The sequence below is a fragment of the Campylobacter sp. S4:11 genome (assembly GCF_024723695.1).
Lineage (GTDB): Bacteria > Campylobacterota > Campylobacteria > Campylobacterales > Campylobacteraceae > Campylobacter_D > Campylobacter_D jejuni_C.
The window spans coordinates 15,781-37,644 of the sequence record NZ_JANQDC010000008.1; the positions used below are offsets into that span (position 1 = coordinate 15,781).

Annotated in this window: 18 protein-coding genes; 3 read left to right on the plus strand and 15 right to left on the minus strand. The window is 29.0% G+C overall.

Annotated elements, in window-relative coordinates; translation table 11 throughout:
- Positions 1-3: 3 nt before the first annotated feature.
- From flgK to CAMP5053_RS04165, 3 genes are read left to right on the plus strand one after another with little or no spacing between them, the layout of a single operon-like run.
- Complete coding sequence (flgK, locus tag CAMP5053_RS04155; RefSeq protein WP_261529487.1) at positions 4-1,833, plus strand: flagellar hook-associated protein FlgK; 1,830 nt, start codon at positions 4-6, stop codon at positions 1,831-1,833.
- Entirely contained in the window at positions 1,833-2,582 is a 750-nt protein-coding gene (locus tag CAMP5053_RS04160; RefSeq protein ID WP_263667048.1) for a TIGR02757 family protein, read from the plus strand. Before flgK ends, CAMP5053_RS04160 begins: the two co-directional genes overlap by 1 nt.
- Positions 2,567-3,319 carry a TSUP family transporter gene (locus CAMP5053_RS04165; protein WP_337217333.1) on the plus strand — a complete coding sequence of 251 codons (753 nt, stop codon included), beginning with the start codon at positions 2,567-2,569 and terminating at the stop codon, positions 3,317-3,319. Before CAMP5053_RS04160 ends, CAMP5053_RS04165 begins: the two co-directional genes overlap by 16 nt.
- Here CAMP5053_RS04165 and CAMP5053_RS04170 read toward each other — a convergent pair.
- The 15 genes from CAMP5053_RS04170 to CAMP5053_RS04240 all read right to left on the minus strand — a co-directional run bounded on the left by CAMP5053_RS04170 (position 3,316) and on the right by CAMP5053_RS04240 (position 21,837).
- Positions 3,316-4,476, minus strand: a complete 1,161-nt coding sequence (locus CAMP5053_RS04170; protein WP_337217334.1) for a type II secretion system F family protein — start codon at positions 4,474-4,476, stop codon at positions 3,316-3,318. The genes CAMP5053_RS04165 and CAMP5053_RS04170 overlap by 4 nt on opposite strands.
- Positions 4,473-5,987: a GspE/PulE family protein gene (locus CAMP5053_RS04175; protein ID WP_214099929.1), complete on the minus strand. Its 1,515-nt coding sequence runs from the start codon at positions 5,985-5,987 to the stop codon at positions 4,473-4,475. The genes CAMP5053_RS04170 and CAMP5053_RS04175 overlap by 4 nt, the downstream gene beginning before the upstream one ends.
- A complete protein-coding gene (locus tag CAMP5053_RS04180; RefSeq protein ID WP_087700443.1) occupies positions 5,980-6,309 on the minus strand; it encodes a hypothetical protein in 330 nt (109 codons plus the stop codon). The genes CAMP5053_RS04175 and CAMP5053_RS04180 overlap by 8 nt, the downstream gene beginning before the upstream one ends.
- The gene (gene mshL, locus CAMP5053_RS04185) at positions 6,290-7,681 is read right to left on the minus strand and encodes a pilus (MSHA type) biogenesis protein MshL (protein ID WP_337217335.1); all 1,392 of its coding nucleotides are present in this window, start codon (positions 7,679-7,681) and stop codon (positions 6,290-6,292) included. Before mshL ends, CAMP5053_RS04180 begins: the two co-directional genes overlap by 20 nt.
- A complete protein-coding gene (locus tag CAMP5053_RS04190; RefSeq protein WP_337217336.1) occupies positions 7,653-7,976 on the minus strand; it encodes a hypothetical protein in 324 nt (107 codons plus the stop codon). Before CAMP5053_RS04190 ends, mshL begins: the two co-directional genes overlap by 29 nt.
- Before the next feature lie 3 nt (positions 7,977-7,979).
- The gene (gene nifJ / locus CAMP5053_RS04195; RefSeq protein WP_337217337.1) at positions 7,980-11,534 is read right to left on the minus strand and encodes a pyruvate:ferredoxin (flavodoxin) oxidoreductase; all 3,555 of its coding nucleotides are present in this window, start codon (positions 11,532-11,534) and stop codon (positions 7,980-7,982) included.
- Between the two features lie 116 nt (positions 11,535-11,650).
- A complete protein-coding gene (locus tag CAMP5053_RS04200; protein WP_337217338.1) occupies positions 11,651-12,292 on the minus strand; it encodes an HAD family hydrolase in 642 nt (213 codons plus the stop codon).
- 6 nt (positions 12,293-12,298) lie between these two features.
- Positions 12,299-13,285, minus strand: a complete 987-nt coding sequence (locus CAMP5053_RS04205; protein WP_337217339.1) for an OmpA family protein — start codon at positions 13,283-13,285, stop codon at positions 12,299-12,301.
- A gap of 248 nt (positions 13,286-13,533) precedes the next feature.
- Complete coding sequence (gene rpsI, locus CAMP5053_RS04210) at positions 13,534-13,923, minus strand: 30S ribosomal protein S9 (protein WP_039617655.1); 390 nt, start codon at positions 13,921-13,923, stop codon at positions 13,534-13,536.
- Positions 13,924-13,925: 2 nt separating this feature from the next.
- The gene (gene rplM / locus CAMP5053_RS04215) at positions 13,926-14,351 is read right to left on the minus strand and encodes a 50S ribosomal protein L13 (protein WP_039617653.1); all 426 of its coding nucleotides are present in this window, start codon (positions 14,349-14,351) and stop codon (positions 13,926-13,928) included.
- A 154-nt stretch (positions 14,352-14,505) separates the two neighbouring features.
- Positions 14,506-15,597 carry a DUF4268 domain-containing protein gene (locus tag CAMP5053_RS04220; protein ID WP_337217340.1) on the minus strand — a complete coding sequence of 364 codons (1,092 nt, stop codon included), beginning with the start codon at positions 15,595-15,597 and terminating at the stop codon, positions 14,506-14,508.
- Between the two features lie 98 nt (positions 15,598-15,695).
- Positions 15,696-18,440 carry a RecB-like helicase gene (locus CAMP5053_RS04225; RefSeq protein ID WP_337217341.1) on the minus strand — a complete coding sequence of 915 codons (2,745 nt, stop codon included), beginning with the start codon at positions 18,438-18,440 and terminating at the stop codon, positions 15,696-15,698.
- Positions 18,437-20,824, minus strand: coding sequence for a PD-(D/E)XK nuclease family protein (locus tag CAMP5053_RS04230; protein WP_337217342.1), 2,388 nt, complete (start codon positions 20,822-20,824; stop codon positions 18,437-18,439). Before CAMP5053_RS04230 ends, CAMP5053_RS04225 begins: the two co-directional genes overlap by 4 nt.
- Positions 20,824-21,336 carry a FixH family protein gene (locus tag CAMP5053_RS04235; protein ID WP_214125900.1) on the minus strand — a complete coding sequence of 171 codons (513 nt, stop codon included), beginning with the start codon at positions 21,334-21,336 and terminating at the stop codon, positions 20,824-20,826. The genes CAMP5053_RS04230 and CAMP5053_RS04235 overlap by 1 nt, the downstream gene beginning before the upstream one ends.
- A complete protein-coding gene (locus CAMP5053_RS04240) occupies positions 21,337-21,837 on the minus strand; it encodes a hypothetical protein (protein WP_250322411.1) in 501 nt (166 codons plus the stop codon).
- Positions 21,838-21,864: the final 27 nt, after the last annotated feature.

The following is a 21,864-nucleotide window of genomic DNA, read 5'->3' on the forward strand; positions in this document are numbered from 1 at the left end:
GTCATGGGAATTTTTGATAGCTTATATACAGGGGTTAGCGGTATTAGAGCTGCTGAACTTCAAATTAACACAACAGGTAATAATATCTCTAATGCAAATGCGGTGTTTTATACTAGACAAAGAGCTGTGCAAAGTTCGGGCATGTCTCTTGATAGAGGTGGCTTACACCTAGGAACAGGTACACAAATTGATACTATTAAAAGATTACATGATGAGCATTCTTATTATGAGTTAAAAAACGCTACCACCCAGCAAAACTATACAAATTACTTAGGACAAATTTTACAAGAAGCAAGCCAAAGATTTCCTGATATGCAAGGAACTGGTATTTTACAAGATTATAAAAACTACTATGATGCGTGGAATAATTTTGCTTCTAATCCAAGTGATGGAGCAAGTAAAATAGATCTTGTTAATAGCGCAAATACATTAACTCAAAACATACAAAAAACCTTACAAGATCTTAATAAAATGCAACAAACTGTCAATGAGCAAATTCAACAAACTGTGGATGAAATTAATAACATTGGTCAAGAAATTGCAAATATTAACAAACAACTTGAAAATGAAGAAGTTTTACCTACCGATAATGCAAATCAATTAAGAGATAAAAGAGATGAGCTTGAACTTAGACTTTCAAAATTAGTCAATGCAGTAGCTTGGAAAGGAAAAAGCTCTCAGGATAGCACTTTAGAATCTACCATGACTGATTCTGGAAGATACTATGATTTAAGCATTCAAGGCTTTAGTATAGTCAATGGCTCTAGCTTTCACCCTTTAAAACTAGACAATAACAACCCTAATGGTTTTTATCAAATTTATTATGAAGTAAATGATGAAAACCGCTATGATTTAACAAGCAAAATTTCAGGCGGACAGCTTGGAGCTCAACTTGATCTTAGAGGTAGAAATTATGATGGCAATCACGATACTTATAGCGATGGAAAATTACAAGAGTATAAAGATATGCTCAATACCTTTACAAAAACACTTATAACTCAAACTAATAATGTCTATGCTCAAGCAGCTACAGATAGAGTCAATTCAGATGATTTAAAAGGTTTAAAACCTGATACTTCTTTAATGAGTTATGACAAAAACATTCAAGCAGGAAGTTTTGACATTACAATTTATGATGAAGAAGGTAATGCAGTAGCCACAAGAACTATAAAAATTGATGTTAATACTACTATAGAAGATGTTGTCAAACAAATCAATGCAGATATAGATGATAATAAAGATGGTGTTAGCGGTAATGATTTAAATGATTATTTTCAAGCCTTTTATCATTATGACGGAAAAAGTGATAGTGGAAATTTCCAAATCAATGGCTTAAAAAAAGGCTATAAAATAGCTTTTAAAGACAATGGCACAAATTTCCCAGGCGCTTTAAATGTATCTTCATTTTTTAATGGTCAAGATGCAAGCAATATCAATGTAAATTCAAGCATTAGAAATGACCCAAATAGCCTAAAAGCAAGCTCAAATGGAGTTGATGGGAATAATGATGTAGCAAATGCTATGTTACAACTTCAAAATCAAAAAGTAAATTTTTATAATAAAGATGGTACAGTAGATACTATGACTTTAGATGGATATTATAGAAAATTTACAGGTCAAATTGCTTCAGATGCTGAAAGTAATAGCTTTGCACATGCAACTAATATGACAGTATTTAATACAGCTTATGCAGAATATCAATCAAAAAGTGGTGTAAATACTAATGAAGAATTAGCAGCACTCATACAATATCAAGCAAGTTATGGCGCTGCAGCTAAAATCGTAACCACCGTTGATCAAATGCTTGAAACCTTGCTTGGTTTAAAATCTTAATGCAAATTAAAGCTCTTTTAGATGAAGCAATTTTAAACAAAAACACTCAAAAAGAGCTTTTTTCTCATCCTGATCCTTTGCAAATTGCAAGTGTTTATAAAGATGAAAATATAGCCTTGCTTTGTGCTTTATTTGCTTATGGAAATGCTAAAAATATTGTAAGTTTTTTAAATAAACTTGATTTTTCCTTGCTTGAAAGAAATGATGAAGTTATTAAAAAAGAATGTAAAAATCTAAAATACCGCTTTCAAAACTCTCAAGATATAGCTCAAATTTTCATCACACTCAAACGCTTAAAAAATGAAGATAGCATAGAAAATATTTTTACCAAGGCTTATCAAAAAGATCAAGATATCACACATGCAATAAAAACTTTCATAGAAACAATTTATAAACTTAATCCTTATAAAAGTTATGGTTATGAGTTTTTCTTTTCGAAAGAATTTCGCATTCCAAAAAGTCCTTTAAAAAGATACAATATGTATCTTAGGTGGATGGTGAGAAAAGATGAGTTAGATTTAGGTTTGTTTAAAAATATAGACAAAAAAGACTTACTCATACCCCTAGATACCCACACTCATAAAGTTTCATTAAAACTTAAGCTTTTAAAGCGTAAGATTTATGATTTTAAAAGTGTTTTAGAACTTACGCAAAGTCTTAAAAAATTCGATCCTATTGATCCTATAAAATATGATTTTGCTCTTTATAGAATCGGACAAAACAAGGAAAGCTTATGGAGCTTGAATTAACTTATTATGTGATTTTATTTTTTGTTGCAGCTTTTGCAGGTTGTGTTGATGCGATTGTAGGTGGTGGTGGACTTATTACCATACCTGCTTTATTTGCTTGTGGAATTCCTCCTCATTTAGCCCTAGCTACTAATAAACTCCAAAGCACTTTTGGCTCACTCACCGCAGTTTTAGCTTATAGAAAATCTATGCATATAGAGAAGATAGCTTTAGGAATTGTATTTACTGCTATTGGTGCAGCCATTGGAACTTATGCGGTTTTATTAATAGATCAAAATGCTGTCAAAATCATTGTATTAATTTGTCTTATTTTGATCTTTTTATATACTATTTTCAAACCTGATTTAGGCCATGTATATAATAAAGCTAAAATGAGCACCACAAGTTTTCAAATCACTTTTGGTTTATTACTTGGCTTTTACGATGGCTTTTTAGGACCTGGAACAGGGTCTTTTTGGATTTTTACTTGCGTGATATTTCTTGGTTTTAGTATGAAAAATGCAAGCATTAATACCAAAATATTAAATTTCACTAGCAATATAGTAGCCTTAGGAGTATTTTTATACTCTTATGAGGTACTTTGGAAAGTTGGTATTTTAATGGGTATAGGCCAAATTTTAGGGGCTTTTATAGGCTCAAAACTAGTCTTAAAAACACAAGGAACTTTTATCAAAAAACTCTTTTTAACTATGGTTGCTTTAACTATAGCTAAGGTTGCTTATGATTATCTTGCTTAAATTCCTTGACTAATTTGCCACATAGGTAAAAACACACCCAAGGCTAAAACTAAAATCAAACTCGCCATAAAAATTGTCATTAAAGGTTCTAAAATAACCAAAAGTCTTTGGGTGTAATTTTCTTTTTTATATTCATAAAATAAAGCAAGCTCATAAGTACTTTCATCTAACCTAGCGCTTTTTAAAGCTAAATTTAACATTCTTATCACAAAAGGATCAAAAAGCTTTATTTCGAAAAAAGCTTGAGCTAAATCAAGTCCTGATTCAAATGAAGTCTTTACAATAAGCATTTTATTTTTAAAGAATTGATTTTCTATACCTTCACAAGCAAGCTCAAAAGCTCTTTTTATATCCACCCCTGCTTTTAATAAATACGAAAAAATCAAGAAAAAACAAAATTTATCTTGATAAAATATTATTTTTCCAAAAACAGGAAAATGAAAAAGAATTTTATGAAAAAACAAAGATTTTCTAAAAGAATATAAAAGTATTATAAAAATTCCTGCGCTCAATAAAATAAATACATAAAAATGTTTAAAAAAATCTCCTACAATAAAAAGAATTTGAGTAATTTTTGGCAAATCTAATTCAAGCTGCAAAAATAAAGTTTTAAATTCAGGCAAAACCAAAATCATCAGCACAAAAAAAGCTAAAATAATACATATAAAAACGAAAAGCGGATAAGTTATAGCCTTTTTAAACTGCTTAAAACTATGAAGGTTTTTTTCTTTTAGATTAATGATAATCTCAAAAGCCTTATATAAATCCTCCTTACCATCGCAAATTTTTAAAATAGCGCATTCTCTAGAATTTAAAATATCCCTAAAAACTTCATTATAAGAACTTCCATTTTTGAGTTTATTATAAATTACACTAAATATCTTGGTTATACGCATATCATAATTTGATCTTGCAAACTCTAAAATAGCCTCTTGCAAGCTTAATCCCGCTTTTAAAACCATATATAAATCTTTAAGGATAAAAATAAGCTCTTCTTCTTTAATTTTATGTTTTATTACTCCAAAATACTCTTCAACACTAATAATATTTTCAAATGATTTTTGCGCAAGATTTCTAGCTTCATATAAATTTTTAGCTTTAATTATACATTGTTTTTGTTCTTGATTTAAAATGTAAAAAATTATAAATTTTTTCAAAAACTAATCTTTCTTAACTCATCTATACTTGTTAAACCAAGCTTAACTTTTTCCAAAGCATCCATGCCTAAAGTTAAAAAACCTTTTTTTAAAGCATAAGTTAAAATATTTTCATAATTTGCATTATTTTCTATCATACTTTTTAAATTGCGATCTAAAAATAAAAACTCAGCCACCATTAAACGCCCTTTATATCCACTATACATACACTTAGAGCAACCTTTTGCTTTATAAAGTTTTCCTTCAAAAACTTGATTTTGAAAATGAAATTTTTCATCACTAGCTTCTTTACATTCGCATAGCTTTCTTACCAAGCGTTGGGCTATGATCAAATTAAACGCATAAGCTATTAAATATTCTTTTGCACCCATGTGCTTCATTCTAAAAATAGCTTCTATAGCACCATTAGTATGCAAGGTACTCAAAACTAAATGTCCACTTAAAGAAGCTTTTAAAACTATATCCAAACTCTCATCATCTCTAATTTCACCTACCATAATCACATCAGGATCTTGCCTTAAAACCGCTCTTAAAGCTTTATGAAAATCAAAGCCGGTTTTAGAATTTAACAAAATTTGTTGAGCATGTTTAAGTTTGTATTCTATAGGATCTTCCAGAGTAATAATTTTTTTATTTTGATCAATCTCGCTTAAAATAGCATGCATAAAAGTGCTTTTACCACTTCCTGTTGGTCCACAAAATAAAATCAAACCATAGGGTGCATTCATATATGTTTTTAACGAATTTAAATTTTCTTCTTTAATAAAAAGTCTATCAAGTTTTAAAACATGCTCATCTTGTTTCAAAATCCTAAGCACTGCACTTTGTCCAAACAACAAAGGCATGATTGAAACTCTAAAATCATATTTTTGCTCTAAAATAATCTTAGAAAAACTCCCATCTTGAGCTTGTCTTTGCTCAGCTACATTAAGCAAGGCAATGATTTTTATATGCATTAATAAAGCCTGATAAGAACCTGCATCAAGACTATGGATATATTTTAATTCTCCATCTATTCTAAATCTTATCAAAACTTCATTTTCCAAAGGCTCCAAATGAATATCACTTGCTCTTAAAAAACAAGCATAAGTTAAAATTAAATTCAAAAACTGCTCTAATAAAAACTCATCTTTATTTTCATCACTTGTCAAATTAAGCTCTAATTTATCAAGATAGTTTTGAAAACAAATTAAAAATTTAATTCTTTCTAACAAGAATTTAAATTGTGTAAAGTCACAAAGAAAAATTTTAATCATCTTTAGGCGGTATAAATTTTGTATTTTTTCTAAAATATTCTCATCTAAAGGTTTAGAAGAAGCTATATGAATATTTTCATCATCTTCATAAAAACAAAAAATGTTATATTGCTCTATTAAAGAAAAAGGTAAAACATGAAGATACTTTTCTATTTTAAGAGATTGATCTAAATCTAAAATTTCTAATTTATACTCTAAAGCCAATTCTTGTAAAGTAAATTTATCTAAAGTTTTTATTGCTTTTGTGTCATTCAAAATAACTTCCTAAAAGTTTTTCATACTCTTCTTTAGCTCTTAAAGCATCTTCATGTTTTCCAAGTTTTAATTTAGCATTAATAAAAACCAGCCATGCTTCTTTTTCTAACAACTCAAATTCATTTGCCTCAACAGCCCAAAAGATAGCCTTTTGATAATCTTTGATCTGATAGAAATACTTAGCTAAATTTAAAGCATTTTCATAACTTGGGTGATTAATAAATTTTTCATAGAATACATTTTGCTCAAAACTTTCATTTTGAATATTTATTGCATTTAAAAAAGACAAACAAATTAAAAAATTAAAACATATCATCTTCATGTTCAAAACCTAATTCTTTTAAACTTAATACTTTTTTATCAGCTCTTATTAGACTTGGCTTGATAATAAAAACTATTTCGCTAATATCTTCTAAATTTTGCTTTCCTTGAAATAATACTCCAAAAAGCGGTATTTTAGATAAAGCACTTACTTCATTATGATTACTAATCGTATTTTTACTAATCAATCCACCCAAAATTAAAGTTTGCCCATCATCAACTTCAACTACAGTAGAAAGCTTTTTTTGTATGGTATCTGGCGCTATATTTCTTGGTTTATTTTGTCTATGGTTATCAACACTATATTTAAAATCACTCAAACTAGGATTAATTCTAAGCATGATTTTGTGATCATCTGAAATTTCAGGCAAAATATTTAGTAAAATTCCTACAAAAATAGAATAATTATTATAAGTCTCACTAATGGTCGTACCATTTTCAGTACCCTTAGAGCTTTCTTTTACTTGATAATTAATCGTATCACCTATGGAAATAATAGCTTGTTGATTATTAAGTGCCATGAGCTTGGGATTTGAAAGCACAGTGGTTTTGCCATTTTCTTGTAATAAATTTAAAATAGCTTTAGTTTCAACATTGGCTTTAAGATTGATATTTCTAACACCGCCTTTATTGATTATAAAATCATTATCATCTCCATTAAGTTTAAAAGCAAGCTCTTGCCAGTTAATCCCACTTGAATGACTTTTATTTAAATGTACGGCAACTATACTTACATCAATTAAAACTTGCTTTTTAAGTCTTTTATTTAAATCTTTTAAATATTTTTCAACTCTTGTAAGCTCATATAAAGTAGCATTTAAAGTGATAATCCCTGCATTAGTATTAATAATAGGCTTAGTTGTATTTTCATCTAATAAAGCTTGTATTTCTTCTGAAATTTTTTCCCAAAAATCAAATTTATCTGTGCTAATAACTAGATTATCTGCTTCTTTAGTACTATCATAATCACCTTGTTTAGGTCTTGAATCTACTGAAGCTTTAGTAATACTTTGCCCTTCTCTAATAGAGCTTATATAGTGCACTTTAAAAGTTTTAACTTGTCTTCCATAAATTTTTAAAATATTTTTTTCATACTCATAAGCAAGATTATTCTCCATCAATAAAAGTTTAAAAATTTCTCTTAAAGACATCTTTCTTATGTGTAAATAATTTTGAGTATAATTTAACTTTTCTCTAGCTAATGAATCTTTTATTATAATACTAAAACCACATTCTCTACCAAGTTCATTTAAAATTTCGATCAAAGAAGTTTTATTTTCTACACTTATATCAAAAAAGCGCTGATGACACTGTGAGGCAAAAACATTTGTAAAAGTTAAAATACTAATAAATAAAAATATTATTTTTTTCATACAATTTTAAAACCATGATTTTTTCTTCCTTTATCAATATAACTTGAGAATTTTTAATCTCGACAATCTTAAAACCTTCAATATCATCATTCAAAGCATACCATTTATCATTAATCTTAACTTTATTGGAAACAATAGCTTGCAAAGAAAAATCAGATTTTATATTTGTAGTTTTTTGAAAAAAAGGATCTTGAATCAAAGAAAAATCAACATTATTACAGCTTTGATTCAAAAATGGGTACTTAGCGCCAAAAGCACTAAGTACCCATAAACTCACAAGTAAAAATCGAAGCAAATTTTAGTTTTCATTACTAAAGTCAGCACTTGCTAAGCGTTTAAGTTGTCTATAACGGCGTTGTGCTTCTGCTTTATTTTTTTCAAACAATTCTTTTGCTTGCTCAGGATTTGATTTTTTAAGTGAACTATAACGTACTTCATTCATTAAAAAGCTTTCATATAAATCCCAATCAGGCTCTTTAGAAGAAATTGTTAAAGGATTTTTACCTTCAGCTTCTAAACGCGGATCATAAATATAAGTTGGCCAATATCCACATTTTGTAGCAAGTTCTGCTTGATTTCCTGAATTTCCAAGTCCACCTTTAATACCATGAGCTATACAAGGAGAATAAGCGATAATCAAAGAAGGCCCATCATAAGCTTCTGCTGCTATTATTGCTTTTAACAATTGCGCATAATTTGCATTAGAATTTACTTGAGCTACAAAAATATAACCATAAGTCATAGCAATTTGACCTAGATCTTTTTTCTGTACTGGCTTACCTGCTGCAGCAAACTGCGCTACTGAACCTGTTCTTGAAGATTTTGAACTTTGACCACCTGTATTTGAATAAACTTCAGTATCAAGCACTAAAATGTTAACATTTTCACCACTTGCTAAAACATGATCAAGCCCACCATAACCTATATCATAAGCCCAACCATCACCACCAAAAATCCAATGTGATTTTTTACTCAAATAGCTTTTAAGCTCCAAAATATCATTTACAGTTTTAATCTGTTTATTTTCTTCTAATAATGGAACTAATTTATCTCTTAGTTCTAAAGAAGCTTTAGAATCTTCTTTATTTGCAATCCATTCTTTATATAATGCAGAAAGTGCATTAGGAACTTCTTGCATACTTTCACTCATGATTTGCTCTATTTTATGTCTTGTTGTTTCAGTTGCTATTTTCATACCAAGACCAAATTCAGCATTATCTTCAAATAAAGAATTACCCCAAGCAGGCCCATGACCATTTTTATTACTTTTTCTATATGGAGTTGAAGGAGCTGAACCACCATAAATAGAACTACAACCCGTTGCATTAGCAATAATCATTCTTTCACCAAATAATCTAGTAATTAAAGTGATATAAGGAGTTTCCCCGCACCCTGGACATGCACCATGGAATTCAAATAAAGGTTGTGCAAATTGAATACCTTTTGCATTTTCTCTATTTAAGATATTATCTTTATAGCTTACTTTTTTGAATAAATAATCTGCATTTTCCTGCTCACCATGATCAAGCTCTTCACCTAGTGGCACCATTACTAAAGATTTTTCTTTAGTAGGACACTCATGCACACAAAGCTCACAACCTGTACAATCAAGTGGTGAAACTTGAATTTTGAAATTTAATTTTTGCTCTTTTACGCCTTTTGCGTTTAAGCTATGTTCTTTTACACCTGCTGGAGCTTTTTCTAATTCTTTTTCATCTATTAAAAATGGTCTAATAACTGCATGTGGACATACTGAAGCACATTGATTACACTGAATACAATTAGTTTCTATCCATCTTGGCACCATAACACCAACGCCTCTTTTTTCATACTCAGTTGTACCATGCTCAAAACTACCATCTTCATAGCCCAAAAATGCCGAAACTGGTAAATCATCACCCTTAGCCGCATTCATAGGTTTTGCGATTTTTTCAACAAACTCAGTGCCTTTATAAGCTATAGTTTCTTCTTTTGCTTCATCGGCTAAATTTGCCCAAGAAGGATCAATATCAACTTTTACAAGTCCATCTGCACCTACATCAATAGCTTTATAATTCATCTCAACTATAGCATCACCTTTTTTGCTATATGATTTATAAGCTAATTCTTTCATATATTTTTGTGCATCTTCAAAAGGAATGATATTAGCAAGCTTGAAAAACGCTGATTGCATAATTGTATTTGTTCTACTACCTAGTCCTATTTCCCTAGCAAGTTTTGTAGCATTAATGATATAAAAATTAATTTCTTTTTGCGCCAAAACTCTTTTTACTGCATTTGGAATTTTTTTAATAGTCTCTTGCGCACTCCAAATACTATTTAAAAGGAAAGTTCCACCTTTTCTAATACCTGCTAAAACATCATAAATTTCTAAATATGCAGCCACTGAACACGCTACAAAATGCGGTGTAGAAACTAAATAAGTTGAAGTGATAGGTTTTTTAGAAAATCTTAAATGGCTTCTTGTATAACCACCTGATTTTTTAGAATCATATGCAAAATAAGCTTGTGCATAAAAGTCTGTTTTATCCCCTATGATTTTAATAGAGTTTTTATTTGCTCCTACAGTACCATCAGCACCAAGTCCATAGAATAAGCACTCTATAGTACTTTCATCGCCTAAAGAAATTTTTTCTCCCACAGGCAATGAAGTAAAGGTTACATCATCATTAATTCCTATAGTAAAACCATCTTTTGGATTTGCTTGATTTAGATTTTCAAAAACTGCTATTAACTGAGCAGGATCAACATCTTTTGAAGAAAGCCCGTATCTACCACCAACGATTAAAGGTGCTTTTTCTTTTCCATAATATGCACTTTTTAAATCCAAATAAAGTGGCTCACCTAAACTTCCTGGCTCTTTAGTTCTATCTAAAACAGCTATTTTTTCAACACTTTGAGGCATTACATCAAATAAATATTTTAAACTAAACGGTCTATATAAATGAACTTTTAAAACCCCTACTTTTTCGCCTTTACTGTTTAGATGATCTACAACTTCTTTTAAAGCTTCGGTTACTGAACCCATTGCTACTACAATGCGTGTTGCATTTTTATCCCCATAATACACAAAAGGCTTGTATTCCCTTCCTGTGATTTTTGAAATTTCTTGCATATATTCATTAACAATATCAGGAATAGCTTCATAGTATTTATTTGCCAACTCTCTTGTTTGAAAATAAATATCATCATTTTGAGCCGTACCTCTTGTTTTTGGATTTTCTGGATTTAGACAGGAATTTCTAAATTCCAATAAAGCCTTACGATCCAATAAGCGATCAAAATGCGCATAATCCATTACTTCAATTTTTTGGATTTCATGGCTTGTTCTAAAACCATCAAAAAAATGCATAAAAGGCACTCTACCTTTAATAGCTGCTAGGTGCGCAACACCTGCTAAATCCATACTTTCTTGCACAGAGTGTGAGCAAAGCATAGCAAAGCCTGTTTGTCTTGCAGCATAAACATCTTGATGATCTCCAAAAATAGATAATGCTTGAGAAGCTAAAGCCCTAGCTGCCACATGGATAACCCCAGGTAAAAGCTGACCTGCGATTTTATACATATTTGGTATTTTTAATAAAAGCCCTTGAGATGCTGTATAAGTAGTAGTTAAAGCACCTGCTTGTAAAGAACCATGAACTGTCCCTGCTGCTCCTGCTTCACTTTGCATTTCTACGACTTTAACCGGTACTCCAAAAAGATTTTTTTTACCCTGAGAAGCCCATATGTCAGTATAATCTGCCATAGGAGAGCTTGGGGTAATAGGATAAATTCCAGCAACCTCTGTGAATGCATAGGCAGCATAAGCTGCCGCTTCGTTACCATCCATCGTTTTCATTATTTTACTCATTTAATTATCCTTATAATTAAAATAATTACTTAAAATCAATAGCTACTTTATCTTTAATTGTCTTAAACAATGATAAAAAATTTTTATATTTAGGTATATAAAGCTTGAATGTGAAGTTATCGGATATTTTTTATATGTTTTATAGCCTCATAGGTGTTTTCAAAAAGTGGAATTTTAAATTTAGCTAAGCTTTCTCTGCTTTCATAACCACTACTTACTGCTATGGGTTTAATACCTGCATTACAAGCTGCTTGAATATCTAAATGAGTATCTCCGATCATAAATGCATTTTCTTTGCTTTTAGATAATTTTTCTAAAGCTAATAAAATAGGTTCAGCATTTGGTTTTGGGTAAGTTACATCATCTCTACCTATGATAACTTTAAAGTATTTTCCTATACCCAAATGATCAAGCAAAGGTTTGGAAAATTTAGAGCTTTTAGTTGTTACAACGGCTAAATCAGCAAACAAACTAGCCTCGCATACACTTTCTTTTGCCAAAGAAAGCAAAGAAGTTTGTTCTATATAGATTTTTTGATATACACTTCTATAAGCATTAATATACTCACTTGTTTTTTCTTTTGGCACTCCAAGTTTTTCAAAAGCTACATCTAAAGGAAAGCCTATTAAAGCTTTAATGGCTTCATGATCTCTTAAAGGCTCACCAAAAGCTTTAAAAGCAACATCAAAACCATCTAAAATGGCACTTGTAGAGTCTATCAAAGTGCCATCTAAGTCAAATAAAATCGTCTTTTTCAACAAAGCTTATTCTTTAATGAAAAATTTTGATTCCACACGTCTATTTTGCGCACGGCCTTCTTTAGTATCATTGCTTGCTTTTGGCTTATCAAAACCATAGCCTTTAGTTGCAATTTTTTCTTTAGCAACACCTGTTTTTTCAAGTTCTTTTGCAACTACCTTAGCACGCTCTAATGATAATTTTTGATTATAAGCTTTAGGGCCTATGTTATCTGTATGACCTTCTAAAATAGTATAATATTGAGGATTTTCCTCTAAAACCTTACCTACTTCTTGAATTTTTTGCGCAAACTCAGGATTTATATCAGTCTGATCAAAACCAAAATGCCCTTCGAGCGCTATTGTTTTTTCACAACCTATATGATCAAGCAAAGCACCCTTTCTTGGTTCTGGACATGATTTATCTATTTGTTTTGCTTGCGGTTTTTCTTCGATTTGTTTAGTTGTGGTTTGAGGAGTTTTTGGAGCTTTATTGCCAAAATAAAAACTCAAGCCAACACTAGAAATCAAATTATGTTCACCATTATTGAATTTAATTTGATTTCTTGCTTCAAGTCTTAAAGCTAAGTCTTCGCCAAGTGCAAATTTAAAACCCGCACCATATTGAGCAAACATACCACTTTTATTTTCATAAACTCCATGGCTTAAATACTCATAACCCGTTCCTAATAAACCATATAAATATACATGATTAGCTAAATCAATTCCTTTAATAGCATTTATATAAAATCTTGAAACACTAGTATCTGTATGTGTATTATCATTTGGATTATTATATTTTGCATTATCATAATACTCTAAGCCAAGCTCAGCTTGATCTATCCATAAACCATCATAATGATAACCAAATCTTAAACCCACTCCACCATAATTTTTAAGATCTAAATTTCCTTCTGGGGTTGTATAATTAAAAGTTGGAGTGATTTCTATTTTGCTAACATCAAAAGCAAACAAAACACTAGCTAAACTAACTAATCCTATAATTTTTTTCATAAACTATCCTTAAATAATGAAAATAAATGGGATATTATATAAAAAGAAGATTAAAATAAAATAAGCCCCTTTTTGGGAAAGGGGCTTAAATTTACTACAAAAAGGAGGTTTCCCTGATCGGACTTTGAAATTATAAAAGTTTATTCTAAACAAAAAATCCTTTGATTTTAAACAAAACAAAAATATATGAAAAAATGTGATTTTAAAAATAAAAGAGAGAGTGGATCCAAAAATGGATCCAAAAAAAATTAACGTTTAGAGAATTGTGGACTTCTTCTTGCTTTTCTGCGACCGTATTTTTTACGCTCAACAGTTCTACTATCTCTAGTAAGAAGTCCTTTTGGTTTTAATAATGCTCTAAAATCTGCATCCATAGCAGCTAAAGCTCTTGAAATACCATGTCTTAAAGCTTCAGCTTGAGCACTGTAGCCACCGCCTAAAGTTGTTGCTTTAATGTCCATAGAAGTTTCTTGTTTAGTTACTAATAAAGGCTGAACTACTTTTAATTTTATAGCTTCATGTCCGCCAAGCCAAGTGTTTAAATCCATACCATTAACGATGATTTTACCACTACCAGCTTTTACCCAAACTTTAGCTACAGCGGTTTTTCTTTTACCTGTTGCGTATGTTGTTGCCATGATTATTTTCCTTTATTAGCAATTTGAGCAGTATGAGGATGTTCGCTACCTGCATAAATTTTTAATTTTTTAAGCATAGCTCTACCTAGGTTTGTTTTAGGTAGCATACCACGAACTGCTAATTTATATAATTTAACTGGATTTTTTTCTAATAAATCACCAAATTTTTCACTTTTTACGCTTCCAAAATACCCTGAATGTCTGTGATATAGTTTATCTTCTGCTTTATTTGCACCTGTGAAAACTGCTTTAGAAGCATTGATAATGATTACATAATCTCCACAATCAACATTTGGAGTATAGCAAGGTTTATTTTTACCTCTTAAAATAGTCGCTACTTCTGTTAAAAGACGACCAAAACGCTTTCCTTCAGCGTCTAAAACGATCCATTCGCGTTTTACTTCGTTTGGCTTTGTTATCTTTGTCATCATCTTACCTTTGCCAAAAATTTTTTTTAAAAATGAGATTATAATTATTTTAGCTTAATTAATACTTAATTTAAGAATACTTAAAGCTTAATAATACTAATTATTTAACCATCAGTTTTTATAACAAATCAATTGTATAATTTAACTTATAATTCTATAATTTAATTTTCTGTATATAAGGTTTCATAACAATTTCAAATTTTTTCATATTTTCTATCATAAAGTCTATCATCTCATTCCAATTTGTTTCATCGTAGCTATCGTATTCTTTTTCAAATTTAATCCTACAAGCTCTTTTTTCATCAAGCCTTTCCCATATTAAATTTTCAAAGGTATTGTTTATTTCTTTTTCGTTTTCTTTAAGCTTATCAAATATAATTTTATTTTTATCTTTATCTTTACTATCTATATAAAGCTCTATTCTGACACAATCTTTATTAAAAATAAATCCATATTGACAAAAACCAAAACCGCTTCTAGCCGCTATCCAATTATCTTTTGATGGGCTTATATTCGAAAATAACTCAAAATTTTCTTCTTTAATTTTGTTTAATAATTTATTCCAAAAATTTAATCTTATAATATGCCTTTGTTTTTCAGAATTATTGATTAAATTTTGCTCTTGTTCTTTCTTTGCCATTTTAATTATATAATCTTGTGCTTCTTTTATAGGTATAATTTGTTCTACATTTAGAAAACATTCTTGATTGAATTCGTATGGAGTAACTTTGAAACATTGCATATATAAACCTTGATTTATAAGCCATAAAACTGCTGAAGTTACTTCTTTTCTAAAATTTGCTGCTACCAAAATAATGCGCTGTTGTTGATTTTCTATTTTTACATCATCATAATTTTCTATACCAAAAAAATCACATAATTTTTCTTTATAATTTTCATTTTTTATATATTCTATATAAATTCTTTCTATATCACTTTTAGAAAAAGTAGAACAATAAGAAGCGTATTTAACAGCTTGCCAAGTAACATCTTTTCCACTATCATCTAGTTTATTTTCTATAATGACTAAATTTCCTTCTTTATCCAAAGCCAATAAATCAAATCTTTCTTTTGTACCATCAAAATCATCAAATTTTTTTTGAATAATAAGCAAATCCTCGCCTAAACAACTAGGATTTTTAGCTATCCATTCTTGTAAATGTTTCCTTTCTGTAAATTCTAATTCTTTAAAAGTCTTTTCAGCTAATTTTGTTATGGAATTTTCTAATTTATTTATTTTATACATTTTACACCCTCATGAAAATTTTTATCTATTTTATATAAATAAAAATATTTAATATTTTGCAATACATTCTATTTAATAATTAGGATTATGTGTTTTTTCTAAACCTCCGCTATCTCCACTTTATCCTTTAAAACATATACCAAAAAAGCCTTAGTGAAAGTCTTAGCTAAGATTTTTTCTATGGCTTCTTTGTAAAGTAAAACTTGCTTTTTATGTTCGTTTAAATTTAAGCCTGTTTTATAGTCTATAATGATAGCTTCATTATCATCAAATGCAAGCATATCAAGTTGTTTTTGTTCGCCTTTATAAGTGATGATTTGCTCTTTTAGTAGCTTTTTACCCACTAAAAGCGCGTTAAAGCTCTCATCTTTTAAAAGCATAGTAAGTCTTTTAAAAAGCTCATTAAAAGCTTCATCATCTAAATAAAAACGATATTTTTTATACACTATTTGCTTGCAAAATTCAAAATTACTTTTAGTGTTAAAATCAAAATATTGCAAAAACTCATGTAAAGCCAAGCCAAAATGTATTTGCGTGCTTGAAAGATGACTTTTTGCTTTAACTTCCTGCAAATTTACCTTTTGAAATTCTTCAAAGTTTTCTATTTGTTCTAAATTTTCTAAAGGCTCTTTTGTTTTTGAAAGCTGTTCTTCCATAATGCCTATTTGCTTTTCCTCGTAGTCTTGAAAATAACTCTTAAAGGTTTTAAAACTCTCATCGTTTTTTATGATAAAAAGAGAATTTTTAGCTCTAGTAAGCGCTACATATAGACAATTTATCTCATCTTCTGCTTGAAGTTTTTCTCTTTTAGCTAAAAAGGCATTATAATTTTGATCTTCAAGATATTTTCTAGCACTATACCTGTATTTTACTTCCCAACCTTGCTCTAAATCATACTCAAACATTAAAGTTTCATTATCCGGAGCTTTTTTACTAAGTCTATCAAGTACGATTAAATTTTCAAATTCAAGACCCTTAGACTTATGCACGGTCATAATACTTACTCCATCATCTTGAGCTTGCAAAGACTTTAGCTCACATGGAGCAAATAAAAAATCAAAAAAATTATCAAAAGTACTTGCATACTCTAAATATGCGATGAGATTAACATCGCTTAAATCAAGCTTTAAAACATGTACTAAGTATTTTAAAATCTCACCTACACTGCGGTTTAAATCAAGCGTTATAAACTCAAGCTCTTTTTCTAAAATACTGCTTGCAAAGTACAAACTAAACTCATCTTTAAGTACACAAGCCTTTGCATACTCAAAAAGCACTCTTACGCTAATACAATCCATCAAAGCCACATTGCTTTGCGTATAAGCTTTAATGTCATTTTCTTCAAGAAATTCTTTCATTAAAGTAGCGTCTTTGTTAATCCACACCAAAATGCAAATTTCACTAAGCTTTATACCTTTTTCTAAAAGCTTTTGGATGATTTTTAAAACTTCTTTGCCACTTGCTTCATGTAAAGAACTTTTTGGCGGGATATGATTTTGTAAAACTTCCACATATCCACCATCTTTAACGCTTTTTTGCAAAGTAAAGCTAGGATTTAAAAAGCTATCAAAAAATTTATCTTTAAAGACTTCATTTATATAATCAACAATAATCTTTTTACTGCGATAATTAGTATCTAAATGCTCTAATTTAATTTGTGGAAAATCTTTTAAAAGCTTATCAAAAAGCTCTTTTTTACCCCCTCTAAAACCATATATGCTTTGCTTTTTATCCCCCACATAAAAAAAGCTTCTGTTTTTTTTCACTCCCTCGCCTGAAACAAGCTCAGCGATAATAGGTTTTAAAATTTGATACTGCAAAACATTAGTATCTTGAAATTCATCAATTAATAAATGCGAAATATAACCATCAAGTCTAAAATAAATCAAATCTTTGTTAGTTTCATCACTAATTAATTCATAAGTTTTTAAAGCTATATCTGAAAAAGTCAATGCATTTTGCTTGGCATTATTTTCATTTCTTGCTTTTTTAAAATGCTTCAAAAGCTTTGCAAGCATACTAATGCGATAATTTTCCATTTGAGTAAAATACTCTTTTGCGCTTTGTAAAAACTCTGCTCTTTTTTGTAAAAATTCACTATCGATGACTTTTACAAAATATTTTTTATCTAAATCACAAATAATAGGTTTAGTAAAGAAATCTTCTATGTTTTCAAATTCGAAATTTTTTTGATAGTTTTTATCTGTGCTTAAATTTCTTGCATAAGCTATAAACTCACTTAAGCTTTTTTCTAAAAAAGTTTTATTTGGAAAATGTGCATTTTGTATAGATTTTATCTCACAAGATCTTTCATACAAGCTTTCAAGATTTTGCAAAAAGTCACTCTTGCTTTTTGTCTGAACAATATAATAAGCCAAAGCCCTTAATTCTTCTTCGTCTAATTTAGCGATAAAATTTTTATAACTATCTTGACTTTCTATAATGTCAAAATCGCTCATAAGACCTAAATTTAAAGCAAAAGAACGAATGATTTGCGAAAAAAAGCTGTCAAAAGTGTAGATATTAAGCTTAGATCTTAAAAATTCCTCTTTATATTTTTCTCTTAAAGCTATAAGCTCATCTTTGTTTTTACCTAGCATTTTCATAAGCTCATTACACTCTGCTTTATTCTCTCCATTTTCAAGCACATCAAATTCTAAAAAGGTTTTAAAAACTCTTTCTTTCATTTCACTTGTAGCTTTATTAGTAAAAGTAAGGGCTAAAATTTCATTAATCTTAGCTCCCATTAAAACCAAAGCTACAAAACGCACACTTAATGCAAAAGTTTTTCCACTTCCTGCACTAGCTTCTAAAGCTAAAAAAGGCTCAAAATGATAACTCAAAGCTTAAACTCCTTTTTATAAAGCATGGTATAAGGGCTGTAAGTATTGTCGTTTTTTTGATTAAAAAATTCTTTTTCCAAAGGTTCTTTAGCAAGCTCATTAAGTAAATCTTTCAGTTCTTGCACGCTCTTGCTTTTAGCATTTTCATGTATGATTTTGATATTTTTTAGATCATAAAAACAAGCTTTTGTGTTTAATAAGGTATTTTGATTTTCTAATAAAAACTTATAAAAAGCAAGTTGATAAGACTTTTCATCTGCTTTGCCACTTTTATAATCTATAATCAATCTTTCATTACCATTATTATCTACTCTATCTAAAAAGCCTATGGCGTGAATTTTCACTCCATTTTCTGCAATAAATTCTTTTCTTGGTGGATTAAATTCACATTTTTCTACCACATAACCTTGCTTAAAATGCTCATTTTCAAGTGTTTGAAATTCTTTAAATATAGTTTGTATTAAAGCTAAATTTAGCGCATCAACTCGGTATTGTTTAATGTTTTTTACCACTTGCATAAAAACTTCATAATCAAAATGATTTTTAGATTTTTGTGTATAATAAAGCTCTAAAGCCTTATGAATAAAACTCCCCAACTCATTTGCTCTAAGTGTATCATCTAAAGTCTTTGGCTCTTTTAATTTTAAAACATACTTATAATAATAATCCAAACCATAATGTACAAGAAGATGAAATCTTGAAAAAGAAAGATCACTTTGAAAATAATCATGTTTTGCTTTAATACTTACAATAGGTTCAAGATTAAAAGCACATGGATAAGTTTGAAAATATTTCACATAAGCATTATTGCTATAAGTTTTATCTTCATAAAGTGGAAGTTCAAGTTCATTTAAAAATCTTGATTTGATTTTTTCTTCATTTTCCACATAAGAAATTCCAACTAATTTTGCCTTGGCTATTAAAGTATAATAATAATGTCTTTGTAAATTTTCTCTTTGAGCATGAGTGATAAGTCCTGCTTTTTTACGAATTTCATTATTTAAAAATAACTCGCTTGAAACTCTTTTTGGGATAAACTCATCATTAAAATCAACTATAATTACCCCATCATATCTAAGCCCCCTACTTTCTAAAAGTCCCATTACAGTAACTTCACCACCACCAACACTACTTAATTTTATACCATCAATTTGCATAAAAAATAATTCTAAAATTTGCATAAAGCTTAACTTGTGTGTTTTTACAAGTTCCTTGATAAAAATAAGCTCTTGAAGTATATAATTTTTTAACTCCTCATCACTATCTTCTAGCAAATTAAAAATAAAATTCTCAAAAAAATCGTAAGAAATATTTTCATCAAAAAGCTTTTTAAACTCTGCAAAATCAACGTTAGAAGAGAAAAAATGCAAATTGCACAAATGTTTGTTTAAATTACACCTTTCATAAAATTCTTCATTTTCTTCATACTCAAACTCATCATCTTTAGCACTTTCATACAAAGACTTTAATCTATGATAAAAAAGTGTGTTTTTAATACTTTCTCCACTTGCATAGTTTAAAACATTGTTTTTATCATAAAGTCTTAAAATATCTACAAAATTCTCATCAGGAGTAATCACTACAATATCTTTTGCACTTATACCGGATTTTAAAAAAGAATTAATTTTTTCAAAAACAAAAGCAGCTTGTAAAGATCTTAAGTGAAAACTTTTATAACTAATTTTACTTTCCTTAAAAAAGCACTCTTCTTTTAAAATTGTTTTTTGATTTAAATCAAACAAATAAGCATAATTTTCCTTAAGAGAAAGTCCTTGTAAAAAGCCAAGAGTATTTAAAAAATCTTTATTAAATTTAGTACAATTAAACTGCACTTTAAGAGGAAGTATTTCCTTAACTTTTAACAAAAGCTCTACTTCAAAAGCATTTAAAAAACCTTGAAAATCAAAAATAATCTCATCATAATTTTTCAAAAAATCACTATTAATTTCATAATCTAGCGGCAAAGAAATATCATCATATAAATTTTGTTCATTTAACAGAGTAAGATAATTTTTAAAAAGTTCTTCTAAAATTTGCAAATGCTCTTCATACTGAGCATAAGCATCATGAAATTTTAATGAGTTAATATCTTTTTTTTCTAAACTAAGCTCTTTAAAGAAACTAAATAAATAAGCATTGTTTTTTAAGAAAGCAAAAAAATTACTCGGTATTTTTAAACTTTGCTCTAAATTTTTAGTTTGCTCGCAAGCCTTTTTCATCAAAAGCAAACATTCATAATGAGTTGCTTGAAAATGTGGAGAAAAAACTAATTTTTGCATAAATTCGGCTATACTCATAGCTGGTTCTACTAAACTATCAATCTGTAGTTTTTTCTCATAATACTTTCTTAAAGCTCTTAGTGAGCTAAATACAAAAAGCTTCATTATTTAGTTTGTAAAAAGAATTTAAAAAATCCTACACTATTTTCATCTTGAGTGATTTTTAAAAGTATTTGCCAAACACCTTTTTCTTTGATATTAAAATCAAATACCAAATCACTTCCTTCTAATCTAGCTTGCAAATTCTCATCATTTACATTTGTATGTGGACGCGAAAGTAAAGTTTGAATTTGAAGTTTATTTAAGTCATAATCTTTTAAATTTTCAATTGCAATCCTAAGTTCATTTTGCCCTTCATTGATATAATAAACTTGATTTTTCTTATGTATAAAGCTTTCTTTGTCTTTAATGCTTAGTTTAAAATTTTCATCAAAAATCTTTTGTCTGTTTTGAATTTCATTATAATTTAACTCTACATTTTGATAAGAATCAAAATAAAAATTATCTTCGTACACAGGCGCCTTGCTTGCAACAAAAATCGTAACAATACAAGCTATAACAATAAGCCCTAAAGAAATCAAAATACCATAAGGCCAAAATGTTTTTTGATTTTGCATTTATCTTCTCCTTTTGATTTTTCTTTGAACTAGCATTAAAATCACAACACACAAAAATCCATAAATTAAAATTCTCATGATATTTAAAGTATCACGATTTGAATTTCCATAAAAAGGCTTTATATTAAAATGATTTGCCACTTGATCAGCAATATCTGCATAACCATTTAAAATAGCAGCGTTATAAATGTCTTTTTGTTTAGGATTTGCAAGTATAGGTAAAATCGTTCCTTTTTCAGGATAAGGACTTAAGACACCTTCTTTATCAAAATACTTCATAGCATCATCACTTGCAAGTATATCTACCTTATGCGAAGCTTTAGAAAATACAAGTAAAATATATGGCTTGCTCAAATTAGCTTCATAGCTTTTTAAGCTTTCAAAGTCTTTTTTATCGCTTAATGCCAAAGCGATATTTACTCCAGTTAACTCACGAATTTGTTTAGAACTTGAAGTGATATTTTGCTCTATTGCAGTGTTTAAGATGTTATCATTTAACAATATTTCAGCATGTAAAAAATTAGCAAA

Bases quoted from the DNA above. Each gene is read 5' to 3' on its own strand.
- flgK (WP_261529487.1), top strand. From the start codon at position 4: ATGGGAATTTTTGATAGCTTATATACAGGGGTTAGCGGTATTAGAGCT.
- CAMP5053_RS04160 (WP_263667048.1), top strand. From the start codon at position 1,833: ATGCAAATTAAAGCTCTTTTAGATGAAGCAATTTTAAACAAAAACACT.
- CAMP5053_RS04165 (WP_337217333.1), top strand. From the start codon at position 2,567: ATGGAGCTTGAATTAACTTATTATGTGATTTTATTTTTTGTTGCAGCT.
- CAMP5053_RS04180 (WP_087700443.1), bottom strand. From the start codon at position 6,309: ATGAAGATGATATGTTTTAATTTTTTAATTTGTTTGTCTTTTTTAAAT.
- mshL (WP_337217335.1), bottom strand. From the start codon at position 7,681: ATGAAAAAAATAATATTTTTATTTATTAGTATTTTAACTTTTACAAAT.
- nifJ (WP_337217337.1), bottom strand. From the start codon at position 11,534: ATGAGTAAAATAATGAAAACGATGGATGGTAACGAAGCGGCAGCTTAT.
- CAMP5053_RS04205 (WP_337217339.1), bottom strand. From the start codon at position 13,285: ATGAAAAAAATTATAGGATTAGTTAGTTTAGCTAGTGTTTTGTTTGCT.
- rpsI (WP_039617655.1), bottom strand. From the start codon at position 13,923: ATGGCAACAACATACGCAACAGGTAAAAGAAAAACCGCTGTAGCTAAA.
- rplM (WP_039617653.1), bottom strand. From the start codon at position 14,351: ATGACAAAGATAACAAAGCCAAACGAAGTAAAACGCGAATGGATCGTT.
- CAMP5053_RS04220 (WP_337217340.1), bottom strand. From the start codon at position 15,597: ATGTATAAAATAAATAAATTAGAAAATTCCATAACAAAATTAGCTGAA.
- CAMP5053_RS04230 (WP_337217342.1), bottom strand. From the start codon at position 20,824: ATGAAGCTTTTTGTATTTAGCTCACTAAGAGCTTTAAGAAAGTATTAT.
- CAMP5053_RS04235 (WP_214125900.1), bottom strand. From the start codon at position 21,336: ATGCAAAATCAAAAAACATTTTGGCCTTATGGTATTTTGATTTCTTTA.